At 68.3% G+C, this 18064-nt stretch carries 17 protein-coding genes and 1 pseudogene; 14 read left to right on the top strand and 4 right to left on the bottom strand.

From position 1 onward, the window contains the following. Window positions 1–14: 14 nt before the first annotated feature. From AC1DYD_RS19335 to AC1DYD_RS19325, 3 genes are read right to left on the bottom strand one after another with little or no spacing between them, the layout of a single operon-like run. On the bottom strand, window positions 15–656 hold the full coding sequence (locus AC1DYD_RS19335; protein WP_478174367.1) for a 2-dehydro-3-deoxy-6-phosphogalactonate aldolase: 642 nt from the start codon (window positions 654–656) through the stop codon (window positions 15–17). After that, on the bottom strand, window positions 653–1549 hold the full coding sequence (locus AC1DYD_RS19330) for a 2-dehydro-3-deoxygalactonokinase (protein ID WP_478174366.1): 897 nt from the start codon (window positions 1547–1549) through the stop codon (window positions 653–655). The genes AC1DYD_RS19335 and AC1DYD_RS19330 overlap by 4 nt, the downstream gene beginning before the upstream one ends. A gap of 23 nt (window positions 1550–1572) precedes the next feature. Further along, entirely contained in the window at window positions 1573–1965 is a 393-nt protein-coding gene (locus tag AC1DYD_RS19325) for a RidA family protein (protein WP_478097372.1), read from the bottom strand. A 112-nt stretch (window positions 1966–2077) separates the two neighbouring features. Between AC1DYD_RS19325 and AC1DYD_RS19320 the strand changes: the two genes are divergently transcribed. The 14 genes from AC1DYD_RS19320 (at window position 2078) to AC1DYD_RS19255 (ending at window position 17568) form a co-directional block, all read left to right on the top strand. Then, the gene (locus AC1DYD_RS19320; RefSeq protein WP_478174365.1) at window positions 2078–3682 is read left to right on the top strand and encodes an ABC transporter substrate-binding protein; all 1605 of its coding nucleotides are present in this window, start codon (window positions 2078–2080) and stop codon (window positions 3680–3682) included. Between the two features lie 18 nt (window positions 3683–3700). After that, window positions 3701–4651, top strand: a complete 951-nt coding sequence (locus AC1DYD_RS19315) for an ABC transporter permease (RefSeq protein WP_478174364.1) — start codon at window positions 3701–3703, stop codon at window positions 4649–4651. Beyond that, a complete protein-coding gene (locus tag AC1DYD_RS19310; protein ID WP_478174363.1) occupies window positions 4648–5514 on the top strand; it encodes an ABC transporter permease in 867 nt (288 codons plus the stop codon). Before AC1DYD_RS19315 ends, AC1DYD_RS19310 begins: the two co-directional genes overlap by 4 nt. Further along, entirely contained in the window at window positions 5511–6548 is a 1038-nt protein-coding gene (locus AC1DYD_RS19305) for an ABC transporter ATP-binding protein (RefSeq protein ID WP_478174362.1), read from the top strand. The genes AC1DYD_RS19310 and AC1DYD_RS19305 overlap by 4 nt, the downstream gene beginning before the upstream one ends. A 55-nt stretch (window positions 6549–6603) precedes the next feature. Beyond that, window positions 6604–7596, top strand: coding sequence for an ABC transporter ATP-binding protein (locus AC1DYD_RS19300; RefSeq protein ID WP_478174361.1), 993 nt, complete (start codon window positions 6604–6606; stop codon window positions 7594–7596). A 16-nt stretch (window positions 7597–7612) separates the two neighbouring features. Continuing rightward, window positions 7613–8884: an amino acid deaminase gene (locus tag AC1DYD_RS19295; RefSeq protein ID WP_478174360.1), complete on the top strand. Its 1272-nt coding sequence runs from the start codon at window positions 7613–7615 to the stop codon at window positions 8882–8884. Continuing rightward, window positions 8884–9795 carry a MurR/RpiR family transcriptional regulator gene (locus tag AC1DYD_RS19290; protein ID WP_478174359.1) on the top strand — a complete coding sequence of 304 codons (912 nt, stop codon included), beginning with the start codon at window positions 8884–8886 and terminating at the stop codon, window positions 9793–9795. The genes AC1DYD_RS19295 and AC1DYD_RS19290 overlap by 1 nt, the downstream gene beginning before the upstream one ends. Continuing rightward, a complete protein-coding gene (locus AC1DYD_RS19285; RefSeq protein WP_478174358.1) occupies window positions 9792–11300 on the top strand; it encodes an N-acyl-D-amino-acid deacylase family protein in 1509 nt (502 codons plus the stop codon). Before AC1DYD_RS19290 ends, AC1DYD_RS19285 begins: the two co-directional genes overlap by 4 nt. A 186-nt stretch (window positions 11301–11486) precedes the next feature. Then, entirely contained in the window at window positions 11487–12392 is a 906-nt protein-coding gene (locus AC1DYD_RS19280; protein ID WP_478174452.1) for a 2-hydroxyacid dehydrogenase, read from the top strand. Window positions 12393–12403: 11 nt separating this feature from the next. Then, window positions 12404–13150, top strand: a complete 747-nt coding sequence (locus AC1DYD_RS19275; protein ID WP_478174357.1) for a FadR/GntR family transcriptional regulator — start codon at window positions 12404–12406, stop codon at window positions 13148–13150. A gap of 76 nt (window positions 13151–13226) precedes the next feature. Next, entirely contained in the window at window positions 13227–14603 is a 1377-nt protein-coding gene (locus AC1DYD_RS19270) for an ABC transporter substrate-binding protein (RefSeq protein ID WP_478174356.1), read from the top strand. A 19-nt stretch (window positions 14604–14622) separates the two neighbouring features. Beyond that, the gene (locus tag AC1DYD_RS19265; protein ID WP_478174355.1) at window positions 14623–15498 is read left to right on the top strand and encodes a carbohydrate ABC transporter permease; all 876 of its coding nucleotides are present in this window, start codon (window positions 14623–14625) and stop codon (window positions 15496–15498) included. After that, the gene (locus AC1DYD_RS19260) at window positions 15495–16352 is read left to right on the top strand and encodes a carbohydrate ABC transporter permease (RefSeq protein WP_478174354.1); all 858 of its coding nucleotides are present in this window, start codon (window positions 15495–15497) and stop codon (window positions 16350–16352) included. Before AC1DYD_RS19265 ends, AC1DYD_RS19260 begins: the two co-directional genes overlap by 4 nt. Window positions 16353–16497: 145 nt before the next feature. Beyond that, window positions 16498–17568, top strand: a complete 1071-nt coding sequence (locus AC1DYD_RS19255; protein ID WP_478174353.1) for an ABC transporter ATP-binding protein — start codon at window positions 16498–16500, stop codon at window positions 17566–17568. Between the two features lie 121 nt (window positions 17569–17689). Here the strand turns inward: AC1DYD_RS19255 and AC1DYD_RS19250 are convergent. Next, window positions 17690–18064: pseudogene (locus AC1DYD_RS19250) on the bottom strand (DEAD/DEAH box helicase); the annotation flags it as partial.

The following is an 18064-nucleotide window of genomic DNA, read 5'->3' as shown; positions in this document are numbered from 1 at the left end:
GGCTCGAAGTGGATTCAGGTGCGCAGCGCGCGCTGGAACGCGGCGGCGAAACGCAGTGCGTCCTCGCGCACCGCGGCCGGGCTCTTGCCCGGCTTGTAGAGCGCCGAGCCGATGCCGAAGCCGGCCGAGCCGGCCGCACGCCAGGCCTCCATGTTGTCGGGCGTGATGCCGCCGACCGGCATCAGCGGCGTGCCCTTCGGCAGCACCGCGAGCAGGGCCTTGACCACCGCCGGCGAGGCCAGCTCGGCCGGAAAGAGCTTGAGTCCGGTGGCGCCCGCGGCCAGGGCGCCGAAGGCCTCGGTCGGGGTCATGACGCCGGGCAGGCTCACGAGGCCGAGCCGGGCCGCTTCTGCGATCACTTCGGCGTTGAAGTTGGGTGCCACGATCAGTTCGCCGCCGGCCGCATGCACCTCGCGCACCTGCTGCGCGTTCAGCACGGTGCCGGCGCCGACCAATGCCTGCGGGAAGCGCTGGCGCAACAGCGCGATGCTCTCGAGCGGCTGCGGGGAGTTGAGCGGCACCTCGAGCAGGCGGAAGCCGGCGTCGACGATCGCGTCGCCCACGGCCGGCGCCTCGGCCGGGGTCAGGCCGCGCAGGATCGCCACCAGCGGAAGCGCCTGCATGGCGGCGGAAAATCGGGTCGTTGCGGAGCTCATGGTCTTCTGTGGTTCCAGGAATGAAGTGCGTGATGGCCGGCCCAGGTGGCTTCGGCGCCGAGCGTGCGTGCCTGGTTGCCGGCGGCCTGCAGCGCCAGCAGGTAGCGCTGCGTGAGTGCGGGCGCGCCGATCAGCACCACCTCGACCGCGGAATGGACCGACTGGGTGCGCAGTTCCTCGCCGATCAGGATGCCCGACAGGTAACTCGAGAGTTCACGCGCCGGCATGCGGTCGAACAGGGCCAGCGTGCGTGCGCCGAAGGCGTTGTGCAGCAGGCCCTGGCCATTGTCGGACTGCGTCACGCCCTGCAGGAACGCGGCCTCGTCGAGTGCGGCCGAGGTGTCGAGCGTGCGGGCCAGGATCGAGTGCTGGCTCAGCAGCGCATAGAACTCGCCGGTCATGAAGGTGCGGAAGCCGGTCACCATGCCGTTCTTCACGCGCGCCCACTTGTTGTGCGTGCCAGGCAGCACGAAGAGGCCGTCGCGCAGTCCGGTCAGCGCCATGGCGCCGAAGATCTGGACTTCTTCGCCGCGCATCACGTCGGGCACGCCGTCGTGGCTGTCGCTCAGGCCCGGCACCATCGAGATCCGTCCGGGTTCGATCTCGAGGATCTTGCGGCGTACCTCGGCCAGGCCGGCGGGGCAGGCGCAATACGGCGCCTCGACCCAGCCCTGCTTGCTGCCGGCCATGCCCGAGATCAGGCAGCGGGTGCCGTGCGGGCGCATCCAGTCGGCGAACAGCGTTTCGAACACCGCGGTGAAACCGCCCGGCTTGACGCTCAGGATGCCGCGCGGGTGGCTCTGCTCTTCGAGCACGCGGCCGTCGGCATCGAGCAGGGCGCCGCGCAGCGAACTGGTTCCCCAGTCGACGGCAACGAGGTGTCCGTGCGTCATCAGGTTCTGCTCCGGTGAAGGGTTCAGCCGCGCGGCTTGTAGGCCGTGACGTCGATCTCGACCTTGGCGTCGATCATCAGCCGGGACTCGACGGTCGAACGGGCGGGCCGATGGTCGCCCAGGCATTCCATGTACACGCGGTTGAAGCTGCCGAAGTCGCGCGCGTCATTGAGCCAGACGCTGACCTTGGCGATGTCGGCCAGCGTGCAGTCGGCCAGCGCGAGGGCCTGCTCGATGCGCTTGAACACCTGGCGGGTCTGGGCCTCGATGCCGCCGACGATGACCTGGCCCTGGTCGTCCGTGGGCACCTGTCCGGAGACGAAGACGAAGTCGCCGGCGCGCGTGGCGGGGGACAGGGGGCGGGCTTGGCGGTCGGAGGCGATCGGCGACTGGCCGAGCATTTCAACGTGAGACATGAAGATCAACTTGTAAGAGAATTACAAAAAAATTAAGGGTAAACACCAGTTTGACGCGCAAATCGCAGAGAAATACGATTGCCGATGTAATGTTATTACTCACGGAGCCGCGATGCAATCGTCCGCCAACACTGTAGCCACATCTGGTTTTTCCTGGTTGAAGCCCCTGCGCGCGTCGCCATGGCGAAGCTTCACGGGGGCGCTCGCCACCGCCGTGGCGCTCGGCCTGGGGGCCGGCGTGGCGCACGCCGATCTGCCCAAGGGCGGCGCCGCCAACCTCGCGATGGTCGGCGAGCCGCAGGGCCTCGACCCGATGGTCAGCACCGCCGACCTGGTTGGCACGATCATGCAGCACGTTTACGAGCCGCTCTATACCTTCGATGCCAACTGGCACGTGGCGCCGATGCTGGCCGAAGGCATGCCGGTGGTCTCGAAGGACGGCCTGAGCTACACCATCGCGATCCGCAAGGGCGTGAAGCTGCACAACGGGCGCGACTTGAATGCCGACGACGTGGTGGCTTCGCTGCAGCGCTGGATGGAACTCTCGCCGCGCGGCAAGTCGGTCGGCAAGGAGGTCGCGTCGTTGACCGCCAAGGGTCCGCTCAGCGTCGAGCTGAAGCTGAAGAACCCGTACGCGCCGCTGCTGGCGCAACTGGCGCTGCCGAGCGGCATGGCCGCCATCATGGCCAAGGAAAGCATCGCGCCGCAGCTCAAGGAATTCATCGGCACCGGCCCCTACAAGTTCAAGGAGCGCCGGCCCGACCAGTTCACGGTGCTGACCCGCTTCGACGGCTACAGCGCGCGCAAGGAGGCGCCGAGCGGCTATGCCGGCCGGCGCGAAGCCTTGCTCGACGAACTGCGCTTCGTGCCGGTGCCGAACGCCAACACGCGCGTCGAAGGCTCGCTCTCGGGCCAGTTCCAGTACGCCGACCTGCTGCCGGTCGAGGCCATCGGCCGGATCGAGAAGGGCGCGCCGGCGGTGGTGCCGATCGTGACCAAGAACTTCGGCTTCCCCTACATCGTGTTCAACACCAGGGAAGGCGTGCTGGCCTCGCAGCCGCTGCGCCGCGCGGTGCAGACCGCGGTCGGGCAGGGCGAATTGATGGCGGCCGGCTTCGGCGACAACCGCTTCTTCGTGGTCGAGCCGAACTTCTTCCCGAAGGGCACGCCGTATTACGCGGCGGCCGGCAGCACCGTCTACAACGCGCGCAATCCGCAAGCCGCCAAGGAAGCCGCGGCGAAGGCCGGCTACAACGGCCAGCCGATCCGGATCATGGCCAGCCGCCAGTACGAGTTCCACTACAACATGGCGCTGGTGATGTCCGAGCAGCTCAAGAAGGCCGGCTTCAAGACCGACCTGCAGGTGGTCGACTGGGCCACGCTGGTGCAGCGCCGCAACGACGCCAAGCTGTGGGACGTGTACTTCACGCATTCGGGCCTGTTCCCGGAGCCGATGCTGTCGCCGCCGCAACTGGGCGACGACGCGCCGGGCTGGTGGGACTCGGCCGCGAAGAAGTCGAGCTTGGAGGCCTTCAACCAGGAAACCGACCCCGCCAAGCGCGGCGCGCTGTGGGGTGCGGTGCAGCAGACGGTGTATGACGAGGTGCCCTTCATCGAGGTCGGCAAGTTCAACGGGCTGTCGGCGCGCTCGGCCAAGCTCGAGGGCTACACGCCCGCGATCTGGCCCTTCTTCTGGAACACCGGCCTGGCCAAGTAAGCCGACACGGAACGCTCCATGCTGCGCTTCTTGCTGACCCGCCTGGCCGGGGCCCTGGTGGTGCTCGCCATCGTCGCGGTGCTGGTCTTCGCGCTGACCCGGCTGGCCTCGGGCGACCCGGTGGCGCTGCTGCTCGGCGACCAGGCGACCACCGCCGACATTGCGAAGGCCCGCATCCAGTACGGGCTCGACAAGCCGCTGCCGACCCAGTTCATGCTGTGGGTCGGCGAACTGCTGCAAGGCAACCTTGGCCAGTCGCTGTTCCTGCAGCGGCCGGTGGCGCAGGCCCTGCTGGAGCGCGCCGAGCCGACGCTGTTCCTGGCGCTGTTCGCCGTGAGCATCGCGGCGCTGATCGGCATTCCGGCCGGCATGGCCGCTGCGATCTGGCGCGGCAGCGCGGCCGACCAGGCGGTGAGCGGCGTGGCGATGCTCGGTGCCAGCATTCCGAGTTTCTGGCTCGGCCTGATCCTGATCCAGTTCTTCGCGGTCAAGCTCGGCTGGTTCCCGGCCTCGGGCTACGGCGACCCGAGCGCGTCGCTGCACGAGCGGCTGCAGCACCTGCTGCTGCCGGCGCTGGTGCTGGGCCTGCTGAATTCGGCGCTGATCATCCGCTTCACGCGGGCCTCGATGCTCGACATCCTCGGCGAGGACTACGTGCGCACCGCGCGCGCCAAGGGCCTGCCCGAGCACGTGATCATGGTCAAGCACGTGCTGCGCAATGCGCTGGTGCCGATCGTCACGGTGCTCGGCCTGACGCTGGCGCTGATGATCGGCGGCACGGTCGTGACCGAGACCGTCTTCAACCTGCCCGGGGTCGGCAACCTGGTGGTGCGCGCGGTGCTCCGGCGCGACTACCCGGTGATCCAGGGCACGCTGCTGGTCATCGCCGCCATCTACGTCTTCATCAACCTCGGCGTCGATTTCGTCTACACGCTGGTCGATCCGCGCATCCGGCTGGAGGGCAAATGAAAGCCGCAGTTCTTTCCTGGTTGTGCAGTGCGATGCCGGTGGCCCGCCGCCTGTTCGCGCGCAAGATCGTGGCGGCCGCGGCCTTGGTGCTGCTGCTGGTGGTCGGTGTCGCGCTGCTGTACCCGATGCTGTCCGATGCCGACCCCGGTGCCATCGAGATCGGCCAGCGCCTGCATGCGCCTTCGCTCGTCCATTGGGCCGGCACCGACGAGCTGGGCCGCGACGTCATGCTGCGCATCGTGCACGGCGCTCGCTATTCGCTGCTGATCGGCTTCGTCACGGCCGCGGGCGCGGTGCTGTTCGGCACCTTGATGGGCATGCTTGCGGGCTTTTTCCGCCGCCTCGATGCGCCGTTGATGCGCGTGGTCGACGCGATGATGTCCTTCCCCGACATCCTGCTCGGCATCGCGCTGGTGTCGATCCTCGGCGTCTCGCTGTGGAACGTGATGCTGGCGCTGGTGATCGTCTACACGCCGCGCGTGGCGCGGGTGGTACGCGCCACCACGCTGGTGCTGCGCGAACTGCTGTTCGTCGACGCGGCACGGGCGCTCGGCGTGCGCACGCCGCGCATCCTGTGCAAGCACATCCTGCCGAACCTGATGTCGCCGATCCTGGTGCAGGTGACCTTCATCTTCGCCTACGCCATCCTGGCCGAGGCGGGCCTGTCCTTCCTCGGCGTCGGCGTGCCGCCCGACATCCCGACCTGGGGCACGATGATCGCGGGCAGCCTCGACTATGCCGACCGCGCGTTCTGGACCATCTTCTGTCCGGGCCTCGCGATCGTGCTCACGGCCCTGTCGCTGCAGATGCTCGGCGACGGCGTGCGCGATCTGCTCGATCCCAAGTTGAGGAAAGCCGCATGAACACGACCATGGCCGCAGCGCGGCTCGAAGTGCAGGGCCTGTCGACTTCCTTCGCCACCGAGGCCGGCCGCATCCAGAGCGTGGCCGACGTCTCGTTCGCGATCCGCCCCGGCCAGACGCTGGCGCTGGTCGGCGAATCGGGCTCGGGCAAGTCGGTCACCAGCCTCACGCTGATGGGCTTGCATGCCAAGACCTCGCATGCGCAGGTCGAGGGCCAGGCCTGGTTCGTCAGGCGCGACGGCCGCCGCGTGAACCTGCTCGACATGCCGGAATGGGAGAAGCGCGCGCTGCGCGGCAACGAGCTCGGCATGATCTTCCAGGAGCCGATGACCAGCCTGAATCCGGTGCTGACCATCGGCGAGCAGATCGCCGAATCGGTGCGCCTGCACCTCAAGCTCGACCGCAAGGCCGCCCACGCGCATGCGCAGCGCATGCTCGAGCTGGTCGAGATCCCGGCCGCGGCACAGCGCGTCAACGAGTATCCGCACCAGCTCTCGGGCGGCATGCGCCAGCGCGTGATGATCGCGCTGGCGATGGCCTGCAACCCGACCCTGCTGATCGCCGACGAGCCGACCACCGCGCTCGACGTCACGATCCAGGCCCAGATCCTCGCCCTGATGGGCCGGCTGCAGAAGGAGACCGGCATGAGCATGCTGTTCGTCACCCACAACCTTGGGGTGGTTGCGCAGTACGCCGATGCGGTGGCCGTGATGTATGCCGGGCGCATCGTCGAATCGGCGCCGGTGCACGAGCTGTTCGCGCGGCCCGCGCATCCTTACACGCGCGGGCTGCTGGCCTGCCTGCCGGGCGTGGCGCGGCGGCGAGGCTCGCCGGTGGTTGCGGGCAAGCGAGCGCAGCTGGTGGCCATTCCGGGCCAGGTGTCGAGCCCGTTCGCGCCGCCGCCCGGTTGCGCCTTTGCACCGCGCTGCAGCTTCCGCCGAGAGGCCTGCGATGCGTGCATGCCGCGGCTCGAAACCACGGGCGGCGAGCGCATGGTGCGCTGCATCGGATTCACCGAGGAGATGGCGGCATGAGCCGCCGGGCCGCCCCCAAGGCGAATACCGCAACGCGAAGCGTGGAGGTTACCGAATGACGACAAGCGCGACATTGGCGAGCGACAACCTGCTCGAGATCCGCCAGCTGAAGAAATACTTCGGCAAGGGCAGCCATCCGGTGCGTGCCGTCGACGACGTGAGCTTCGACATCCGCAAGGGCGAGACGCTGGGCCTGGTCGGCGAATCGGGTTCGGGCAAGAGCACCATCGGCCGGTTGTTGACCCGCCTGGTCGACCCGACCGGCGGCGAGATGCTGTACCAGGCGCAGGGTTCCGACGCGGCGCCGCAGGACCTGGCACGGCTGTCGCAGTCGCAGTTCAGGCCGCTGCGCTCGAAGGTGCAGATCATCTTCCAGGACCCGTATGCGAGCCTCAACCCGCGCATGCGGATCCGCGACGTGCTGGCCGAAGCGCTGGACACGCACGGGCTCGCCAAGGGTGCGGCGCGCAAGCCGCGCATCCAGCAATTGCTGCAGCAGGTGGGGCTGCGCCCCGAGCATGCCGATCGCTTTCCGCACGAGTTCTCCGGCGGCCAGCGCCAGCGCATCGGCATCGCGCGGGCGCTGGCGGTCGAGCCGCAGTTCATCGTCGCCGACGAGCCGCTGTCGGCGCTGGACGTATCGATCCAGGCCCAGGTGGTCAACCTGCTCGGCGAGTTGAAGGAAGCGCTGGGCCTCACGCTGCTGTTCATTTCCCACGATCTCGACGTGGTCGAGTACCTCTGCGACCGGGTGGTCGTGCTGTACCTCGGCCGCGTGATGGAGATCGCGCCCACCGAGGCGCTGTATGCGAATCCGCGCCATCCCTACACGCGCGCCCTGCTGGCGGCGGCGCCGATTCCGGACCCGGCCCAGCGCCGCGTCGTGCCGCTGCTGCAGGGCGACCTGCCGAGCCCGGCGAATCCGCCCTCGGGTTGCGTCTTCCGCACCCGCTGCCCGTTGGCCGAGGCGCGCTGCGCGAGCATCGACATGCAGCTGCGCGAGGTGCAGACTGGCCACTGGCATGCCTGCTGGCGCGACGACCTTTGAGTAAGCTTCGCACACCATGACCCAAGATCCGATCCTCGACCACCGCAGCAAGAGTTATCCGCTCGAGGCCGCGCCCTGCCGCGCGGCCGACATCGGCGAGAAAGGGTGGAACGTGCTGGCCGACGACCTGTCGTACCCGCTCGCCGTCATCCAGCGTTCCGCGCTCGTGCACAACATCGCGTGGATGCAGGCCTACGCGCAGCGCAAGGGCATTGCGCTGGCGCCGCACGGCAAGACCACCATGTCGCCCGAGCTGTTTGCGCAGCAACTGGCCGGCGGCGCGTGGGGCCTGACCTTCGCCACCATCTTCCAGCTCGCCGTCGGCGTTGAAGCGGGTGCGCGCAACGCGATCATCGCCAACCAGGTGCTGTGCGATGCCGACCTCGACGGACTGGACATGCTGCTCGCCGGCCACAGCGACCTGCGCGTGTGGTTCCTGGTCGATTCGCTCGCGCAGCTCGCCCTGATCGAGGACTGGGCGCGGCGCCGGGACTCCCGGCGCTGCTTCGACGTGCTGCTGGAAGTCGGCATCCCCGGCCAGCGCACCGGCTGCCGCACGCTCGAAGAAGCGCTCGCGCTGGCTGTCGCCATCGCGCGCTCGCCGGTCGTTCAGCTCGGGGGCATCGAGTGCTACGAAGGCGGGCTGGCCCGCTGCGACAGCGAACACGATGCGCGCGAGGTCACGGCGCTGGTGGGCCGCGTCCTGGAGGTGGCCCGCCGCTGCGATGCGGAGAGCCTCTTCGGCGACGGCCCCGTGATGCTCACGGCCGGCGGCTCGGCGGTCTTCGATCTGGTCGTGCCGCTGCTGCGCGCGCAGGGCTTGTCGCGGCCGGTGCAGGGCGTCTTGCGCTCGGGCTGCTACGTCACGCACGACAACGGCAACTACGCGCGCTTCCTGAAGCAGGTCGAGCAGCGCGAAGGGCTGGACGCATCGTTGCGCGCGGCCCTCGAAGTCTGGACGATGGTGCAGTCGGTGCCCGAACCCGGGCTGGCGCTGCTGACCTGCGGACGCCGCGACATCTCCTACGACCTGGAGATGCCGATCCCGGTGCGCCATGCGCCGCGCGGCGCGCGAGCGGCAGCCGAAGCGCCCACTGGCTGGAAGATCAGCGCCCTCAATGACCAGCACGCCTATCTGCGCTTCGATCCCGCAGGCGTGCGGCCGCAGGTCGGCGACCGGGTGGCGCTCGGCATCTCGCACCCCTGCACGACCTTCGACAAGTGGCGCTGGCTGGCGCTGGTCGAAGACGACATGGCGGTCACGGGCGCCATCAGCACGCGCTTCTGATGACGGCGACCCACAACGCTTCCATCCATCTGCTGCAGCGCCTGCGCGAGCGCATGGACGAGCTGCCGGCCGCGCAGCGCAGCGTGGTCCAGTGCGTGCTCGAGGATCCGCGCGCCGCCGTCGCCGCCACCGTGGAGCAGCTCGCGCAGCAGGCCGGTGTCTCGATGCCGACCATCGTGCGGACCTGCCGCAGCTTCGGCTTCGAGTCGGTGCGTGAATTCATGCTGGCGCTGGCGCAAGACCTGGCCGTCACGGGCTCCTACCTGCACCGCAGCGTGCTGGCCGAGGACAGTGCGGGCGACGTCGCGAGCAAGATCGTTCATGCGGCCGTGTCCTCGCTGACCGAGCTGGGCCGGCGCATCGACGTCGACGTGCTCGACCGGGTCGCGAACCGTCTGGCGCAAGCCCGGCGCATCGACTGCTATTCGGTCGGCGCCGCCTCGACCTTCATGGCGAACGAACTGCAGAGCCGGCTGTTCCGGCTGGGTTGCACCGCCAACGCCATCTTCGACGCCCACCAGCAGCTGGTCTCGGCGAGCACGCTCGGACCCGACGGCGTGGCCTTCGTGATCTCGCACGTGGGCCGCATGCCCTACACGCTGGAGGCCGCGCGCTTCGCACGCTCGCAGGGCGCCACCGTGGTGGCGCTGACGCAGCCCGAGACCCCGCTGGCCGAGGCCGCGGACCTGGTGATCGCGGTGTCGGTGCCGCAGGACGCCGTGATGCGCGTCGGCACCGAGGCCTATCTCGCGCACCTGGTGGTGATCGAGATCCTGATGGTCCGGCTGGCACAGAAGCTCGGGCCGGTCGCGACGCGCGGCCTGCAGCAGTTCAAGCAGCTGCTCCACAAGCACGGCTTCGACAGCGCCGAGTATTCCGGCGCCTCGGAAGCTTTCGAAGACGAACAATGACGATGCAAGACAAGCACGCGGCGGGCGCCGGACGCGCGACGCTGCTCAAGGGCGGCACGATCGTCGATGGCAGCGACACGCCGGGCTGGCAGGGCGATGTGCTGCTGGCCGGCGAGCGCATCGTGTCGGTCGCGGCGCCCGGCCGGACGCCGCCCGAATGCCTCGCGGACCTGCGCGCGCAAGCGCCGGTGGACGAGATCGAATGCACCGGCCTGGTCGTCGCGCCCGGCTTCATCGATGTCCACACGCACGACGACGCGGCCGCGATCGAGAAGGCCGACATGCTGCCGAAGATCTCGCAGGGCGTGACCACCGTGATCGTCGGCAACTGCGGCATCTCGCTGGCGCCGATGGTGACCGACTCGCCCGGGGCGCCGTTGTCGCTGCTGGGCCGGGGCCAGTTCCGCCACGCGACGATGCGGGCCTATGCCGAGGCCGTGGATGCGGCGCGGCCGGCCGTCAACGTCGCCGCGCTGCTGGGCCACACGGCGCTGCGGATGCGCCACATGGCGGTGCTCGACCGGCCCGCCAACGAGGCCGAGCGGTCGGCGATGGCAGCCGCCATGCAGGAGGCCATGGATGCGGGCGCCCTGGGCCTGTCCTCGGGCGTATTCTACGAAGAGGCCTTCGCGGCCAACGTCGAGGAACTGGTCGCCGTCGCCAGCGTGGCGGCGCGCAACGGTGGCGTCTACGCGACCCACATCCGCGACGAGCTGGCCGGCATCCTGCCTGCATTGCAGGAGGCCGCGCTGACCGCGCGCCAGTCCGGCCTGCCGCTCGTGATCTCGCACCACAAGTGCGCCGGCCCCGCCAACTGGGGCCGCACACGCGAGACCCTGCCGTTCATCGAAGCGCTGGCGCGCGGCCAGGAGATCGGCATGGACGTCTACCCGTACACCGCCGGTTCGACCGTGCTGCGCGAGGACCTGGTCGACGGCATCATCGACATCCTGATCACCGGCAGCCAGCCGCATCCCGAGGTCGGCGGTCGCTACCTGGCCGACATCGCGGCGCAGTGGGGCGTCTCCCAGCAGGATGCCGCGCGCCGGTTGAAGCCAGGCAACGCCTGCTACTTCCAGATGCGGGAGGACGACGTGCAGCGCGTCGTGACGCATCCGCTGGCGATGATCGGCTCCGACGGCCTGCCGCACGACGAGCGGCCGCACCCGCGGCTGTGGGGCGCATTTCCGCGCGTGCTGGCGAACTACTGGCGCGAGAAGGGCCTGCTGCGGCTCGAGCAGGCGGTACACAAGATGACCGGCCTGTCGGCGGCGCGCTTCCGCATCGGCGAACGCGGCCTGCTCAAGGCCGGCTACATGGCCGACATCGTCCTGTTCGATCCCCAGCGCGTGAAGGACGGCGCGACCTTCGAGCGGCCGCGCGAGTTCAGCGAAGGCATCGAGCGGGTCTGGGTCAATGGGGTGTTGAGCTACACGGCCGAAGGCCGCGCGACGGGTGCGCGCGCGGGGCGCTTCGTGAAGCGCACGGTGAACGCGGCGCGCTAGCGCCGTCGCTTCGCCATCAGGGTTTGTCCTGCGCGACTGTCATTTCAATCATCATATGATTCGATCGAACAGCGGCCGTTGACCGGCGCTGCCGAAGGGTGCATTTGCGCACGGATGGTTTCAGCAGGAGATGAATTGACCCCAGAAAACGCCGCACGGCCCGAGCTGCTGCTCGTCGCACCGTTGATGCCTTTCCTGCTGGAGCAATTGCGGCAGCACTACACGCTGCACGACCGCATCCATCTCAGCGACCCGGCCGCCTTCGCCGCCGTGGCGCCGCGGATCCGCGGGGTGGTCGCCAACGGCGAGGCCAAGGTGCCGCGCGAACTGATCGCGCAGCTGCCGGCCCTCGAGGTGATCTCGGTCTTCGGCGTCGGCTACGACGGCATCGACGTGCCGGCCGCGCGCGAGCGCGGCGTGCCCGTCACCAACACGCCCTCGGTCCTCAACGACGACGTGGCCGACCTCGCCATCGGCCTGCTGATCGCCACCGCACGCCGCATTCCGCAAGCCGACCGTTTCGTGCGCGCCAACGAATGGACGCATGGCCCGATCGCGTTGAGCCGAAAGGTCACGGGCGGCCGGCTCGGCATCGTCGGCATGGGCCGCATCGGCCAGGCGATCGCCGAGCGCGCCCTGGCCTTCAAGATGTCGGTGGCCTACACCGCGCGCTCGCCGCGCGCCGGCGTCGGCTACACCTACCATCCCGATCCGGTCTCGCTGGCCGCGGCGGTCGATTTCCTGGTCGTGATCACCCCGGGCGGCGCCGCCACCAAGAACCTGATCGATGCCCGCGTGCTGAAGGCGCTCGGCCCCGAGGGCTACCTCGTGAACGTGGCGCGTGGCAGCGTGGTCGACGAAGAGGCACTCATCGACGCGCTTCGCCACGGCACGATCGCCGGCGCCGGGCTCGATGTCTTCGCCAACGAGCCGAACGTGCCCGAGGCCCTGCGCGCGCTGCCCAATGTGGTGCTGACGCCGCACATCGGCAGCGGCACCAGGCAGACGCGCGAAGCCATGGGCCAGCTGGTGTTCGACAACCTGCGCGCCCACTTCGCCGGCCAGCCGCTGTTGACGCCGGTCGCCGCCTGAGCGGCACGCCCATGGCCAAGAATACCCATGGCCGCACGCTCGATCTGCTGGGGGAGGCGATCGTCTCGCGCCGGTACGCGGTCGGCACGCCGATGCCGGCCGAGCCCTTGCTCTGCGAGGCCTTCGGCGTCAGCCGCACGGTGGTGCGCGAGGCCGTGAAGTCCCTGGTGGCCAAGGGTCTGATCGTCACCGGGCCCAAGCTCGGCACCCGCGTGCTGCCCGACGAGCACTGGAACTGGTTCGACCCCGACGTGATCACCTGGCAGGCCCGGGCCGGCCTCACGCCCGAGTTCCTGCGCGACCTGCAGGACCTGCGGCGCGCGGTCGAACCCGCCGCCGTGCGGCTGGCCGCTGAACGCGCCACGCCCGAGGACATCGAGGAGATCGAGGCCGCCTATGCCGGCATGAAGCACGCGGTGGAATTCGGCGGCGACTATGTCACTTTCGACCTGCGCTTTCACAACGGCCTGCTGCGCAGCGCCCGCAACCGCATGCTGGCCCAGATGAGCAAGGCCCTGCATGCGCTGCTGCGCACCAGCTTCGAGATCTCGACCGTCAAGAAGGACGGCCCAGCGCAGTCGCTGCCGTTGCATCGCGCGGTGCTCGACGCCGTCATCGCCCGCAATCCCGCACGGGCCGAGCGGGCCATCATCAAGCTGATCGACGGCGCCCGCCAGGACATCGACGAAGTGCTGGGCTCGCGCCGCCGGCTGCCCCGCTTGTCGCGTCCGCCGCCGCGCCTGCGGGCGGCCGTCTGAGGCTCGCCGAGATTTCCCTTACCCACCCCGCTCGTGCACCGAGCTGTTCAGCTGCAAGAAGAAGGAGACAAGACACATGAAATTCAAAGCACTCGTGGTCCCGGCGATGATGGCCCTGGGCCTCACGGTCGCCGGCCAGGCTTCGGCGCAGGAGAAGCTCACCGTCTGGTGGGTCAAGGGCTTCTACAAGGCCGAGGACGATGCCTTGTTCGCCGCCATCAAGAAGTTCGAGGACAAGCACAAGGGCGTCAAGGTCGAGCTGTCCCAGTACCCCGTGCAGGACATGATCCCGAAGACCGTCTCGGCGCTCGACTCGGGCAGCCCGCCCGACGTCGCCTATGCCGACGTCTACGACTTCCAGGTCACCGGCAAGTGGGCCTTCGACGACAAGCTGGAGGACATCAGCAGCGTCATGGCGCCGATCGCCTCCCGCTTCGCGCCCAACACCATCGAGACCACCTTCCTCTACGACGACAAGACCAAGGCCAAGGCCTACTACGCCTTCCCGATCAAGCAGCAGACGATGCATATCGAATACTGGATCGACATGCTCGGCGAGGCCGGCTTCAAGGAGTCGGACATCCCGACGGGCTGGAAGGACTACTGGTCGTTCTGGTGCGAGAAGGTGCAGCCGGCCAGCCGCCAGAAGAGCGGCAAGCGCAACTTCGGCATCGGCATGCCGATGGGCGTGGATTCGAGCGATTCGTTCTATTCCTTCCTGACCTTCGCCGACGCCTACAACGTGAAGATGGTCAGCGACAGCGGCAAGCTGCTGGTCGACGACCCGGCCGTGCGCGCCGGCCTGGTCGCGGCCATGACCGATTACACCAAGCCCTACCTGACGGGCTGCACGCCGCCGTCCTCGACCAGCTGGAAAGACCCGGACAACAACGTCGCCTTCAACAACAAGACCACCGTGATGACGCACAACGCGACCATCTCGCTGCCTGCCAAGTGGCTCGACGACTCCAACAACGCGACGCTCACGCCCGAGCAGCGCGAGGAGGCCAAGAAGAACTACACCGAGCGCATCCGCACCGCGGGCTTCCCGAACAAGCCCGACGGCAGCAAGATGGTCTACCGCACCGCGGTCAAGACCGGCGTGGTGTTCAAGGAAGCCAAGAACAAGCAGCGCGCCAAGGAGTTCGTCGCCTTCCTGCTGCAGGAAGAGAACCTCACGCCCTACGTCGAAGGCTCGCTGGGCCGCTGGTTCCCGGTCACCAAGGCGGGGCAGGCGAGCCCGTTCTGGCAGGCCGATCCGCATCGCAAGTCGGTGTTCAACCAGTACGCGGCCGGCACCGTGACTTTCGAATTCACCAAGAACTACAAGTTCACGATCCTCAACAACGAGAACGTCTGGGCCAAGGCGATGAACCGCATCGTGAGCGACAAGGTGCCGGTGGACAAGGCGGTCGACGAGATGATCGAGCGCATCAAGACGGTCGCGCGTTGAGCTGAAGCGGAAGCCGACCATGAGTTCCACAGCCAACGCCGTGACCGTGGCCGGCAGTGCCGCGGCGTCTCCCGCGAAGCTCGGACGCTGGCAGTTCTGGGGGCGGCTGATGGTCGTTCCCTACCTGCTGGTGTTCCTGGTCTTCGTGCTCTATCCGGTGTGCTACGGCCTCTGGCTGGCACGCCATCCGCAGAGCTACGTGCACCTGGTCGAGGACCCGATCTTCTTCCGCTCGGTGATCAACACCATCGTCTTCCTGGTGGTTGCGATCAACATCAAGATGCTCGTGGCGCTGGTGCTGTCGGGTTTCTTCGTGCAGTCGCGCTGGTGGATCAAGATCCTCGCGGGGATCTTCATCCTGCCCTGGGCGGTGCCGTCGATCCCGACCATTCTCTCGGTGCGCTTCATGCTGAATCCCGAGTGGGGCGTGATCAACAGCACCATCTTCCACCTGACCGGCCTCGACGGCCCCAACTGGCTCAACGAGCCGACCCTGGCCCTGAGCTTTTCGATGCTGATGCACATCTGGAAGTCGCTGCCGTTCTGGACCCTGATCCTGGTGGCGGGGCGGCTCGCGATACCGGGCGAGCAGTACGAGGCGGCCTCGGTCGATGGCGCCAGTTCGTGGCAGAAGTTCCGCTTCATCAGCTGGCCGGCATTGCGCACGCTCTATGTCACCTCGCTGATCCTGTCGATGATCTGGACGCTGGGCGACTTCAACAGCGTCTACCTGCTGACCGGCGGCGGCCCGGCCGACATGACGCACGTGCTCGCGACCATTGGCATCCGCTATCTGCGGCTCGATCAGGTCGACCTGTCGATGGCCTCCATCGTGGTCGCGATGCCGTTGATCCTGCCCCTGGTCTATTTCATGATGAAGAGGTTGTCGAAATGAGCCGCAAGCGCTGGACTCTCAAGTCGGCGGGCAACGAAGCCAAGCTGCTGCTGATCGGCATCCCGGTGCTGCTGTGGACGCTGATCCCGATCTACCACATGGTGCTGTTCGCGATCTCGCCGCGCGGCACCGCGACCAGCGGCCGGCTCTGGCCGAAGTCGCCGACCCTCGACAACTTCAGCACCGTGTTCCAGCAGAAGCACTTCTACCTCGATCACTTCTGGGTGCAGCTGGGCAACTCGCTGTTCATTGCGGTGGCTGTCGGGGCGATCACGCTGTTCGTCGCCACCACCGCGGCCTTCGCGATCAGCCGGCTGCGCGTGCGCGGTGGCCGCACGGTGATGAACATGGCGCTCTTCACCTACTTCATCCCGGCCGCCTTCCTGGCCGTGCCGATGTACAAGACCATGGGCAACTACGGCCTGCTCAACAGCCAGTGGGCGCTGATCCTCGCGATGGTGACCATCGCCTCGCCGTACTGCATCTGGGTGCTCAAGCAGGCCTCCGACAAGCTGCCCTACGAGCTCGACGAGGCGGCGCGCATGGACGGCGCATCGCCGCTGCAGCTGTTCCGGCTGGTCTACCTGCCGTTGATGGTGCCCTCGCTGGTGGCGGTCGGAACCTATGCGCTGCTGCTGGCCTGGAACGAGTACCTCTACGCTTTCCTGCTGCTGTCGAACGACCGCAGCGTGACCCTGGCCGTGGCGCTCGGCAACTTTCTCGCGGCCGACGATTCGCCCTGGGAGCTGCTGATGGCGACCGGTCTCATCTATGCACTGCCGCCCGCGGCGATCTATTACACGTTCAAGCGCTACATGGTCGGCGGCATCACCGCTGGCGCGGTGAAGAGCTGACCCCCAGGTTGCCCGGCACTTCGTGTCCGGGCGCCCACCCCCTTTCAGGGGGCGACACCGGCGGCCCGGCAAAGCCGGTTCCGCGGTGTCCCCCGAACAGGCCCGGGCTTCGCCGGGCCAACAGAGAGAGAAAGAGACGAAAAAAATGGCTTCAGTCACTTTTCGCGATGTCCAGAAGTCCTATGGCAAGACCCGCATCATCGAGCGCCTGGGCTTCGAGATCGATGACGGCGAGTTCGTGGTGCTGGTCGGGCCCTCGGGCTGCGGCAAGTCCACCTTGCTGCGCATGCTGGCCGGCCTGGAAGACATCAGCGGCGGCCAGATCATGATCGACGGCCGCGTCGTCAACGAGCTCGAATCGAAGGACCGCGACATCGCGATGGTGTTCCAGAGTTACGCGCTGTATCCGCACATGACGGTCGGCGAGAACATGGGCTTCAGCCTGCGCCTGCGCAAGGCCGAGAAAGCGCTCACCGACAAGCGCGTGGCCGATGCCGCGAAGATCCTCAACCTCGACCAGCTGCTCGGGCGCTATCCGCGCGAGCTGTCTGGCGGTCAGCGGCAGCGGGTCGCCATGGGGCGAGCGATCGTGCGCGACCCGAAGGTGTTCCTGTTCGACGAGCCGCTCTCCAACCTGGATGCCAAGCTGCGGGTCGCGATGCGCGCCGAGATCAAGGCGCTGCACCAGCGGCTCAAGACCACCACCGTCTATGTCACCCACGACCAGATCGAGGCGATGACGATGGCCGACCGCATCGTCGTGATGCACGACGGCGCGGTCGAGCAGATCGGCACGCCGCTCGAGCTCTACGACCGGCCCGACAACCTGTTCGTCGCCCAGTTCATCGGCTCGCCGTCGATGAACGTGCTGGAGGGCACGGTGCGGCGCGCCAACGGGCAATGCCGCGTCGAGGCGCAGGGCGCATCGTGGCCGGCACCGGTCGCCACCTCGGCCATCGACGGGCAGGCGGTTCACTATGGCGTGCGGCCGGGGGACATCACCTTGTCGGATGCCTCGAGCGGCGTGCCGGCCAAGGTGATCGTGGTCGAGCCGACCGGCGCCGAGACCGAGCTGCTGGTCGAGGTCGGCGGGGCCCAACTGATCCTCGCGGTGCATGGCCGGGTCGATGCCCAGCCGGACCAGATCGTGGGGCTGATGATCGGCAGCGACAGCGTGCACCTGTTCGACCGACAGACCGGCGCTCGCTTGAGCTGAGCGCGCTCGGGCCGCGGCGATCGGCGCCATCCGGCACCCGTTGCCGGAGGCCGGCGCTCAAGGCCAAAAGAAAAAGGGCGCAGCGCGCCCTTTTTGTCGGAGAAGCGGGGGTCGCTGAGATTCAGCGGCCGAAAGAGCGGCCACCGCCGCCACCGCCGTAGCCACCGCCGCCACCGTAGCCGCCGCCCGAGCGACCGCCGCCACCCGAACGGCCGCCACCGCCGGAACGGTTGCCGCCGTAGCCGCCACCGCCGCCGCGACGTCCGCGGCCGCCACCCAGGCTGTCGACGCTGGTGCGCAACGGATCGGGCTGGCCATCACCGCCGGCCACGGCTTCGGCCCGCAGGTGCGCCACCGCGTCGGCTTGCGTCGGGCTGTGGCTGTTGCCATGGTGGCGCGGCTGGCGCTCTTCATGCGGCAGGTGGCTCTGGTGGTGCGTCGGCGCATGGTGCGGCGCGCGCGCCGGTCCCTGCGGTCCGCGTGCCGGGCCCTGGCC

This window comes from Variovorax sp. P4_B11 (assembly GCF_056402355.1).
The sequence above is the reverse complement of the archived record's forward strand: the minus strand, read 5'-3'. Positions and strand labels throughout refer to the sequence as shown.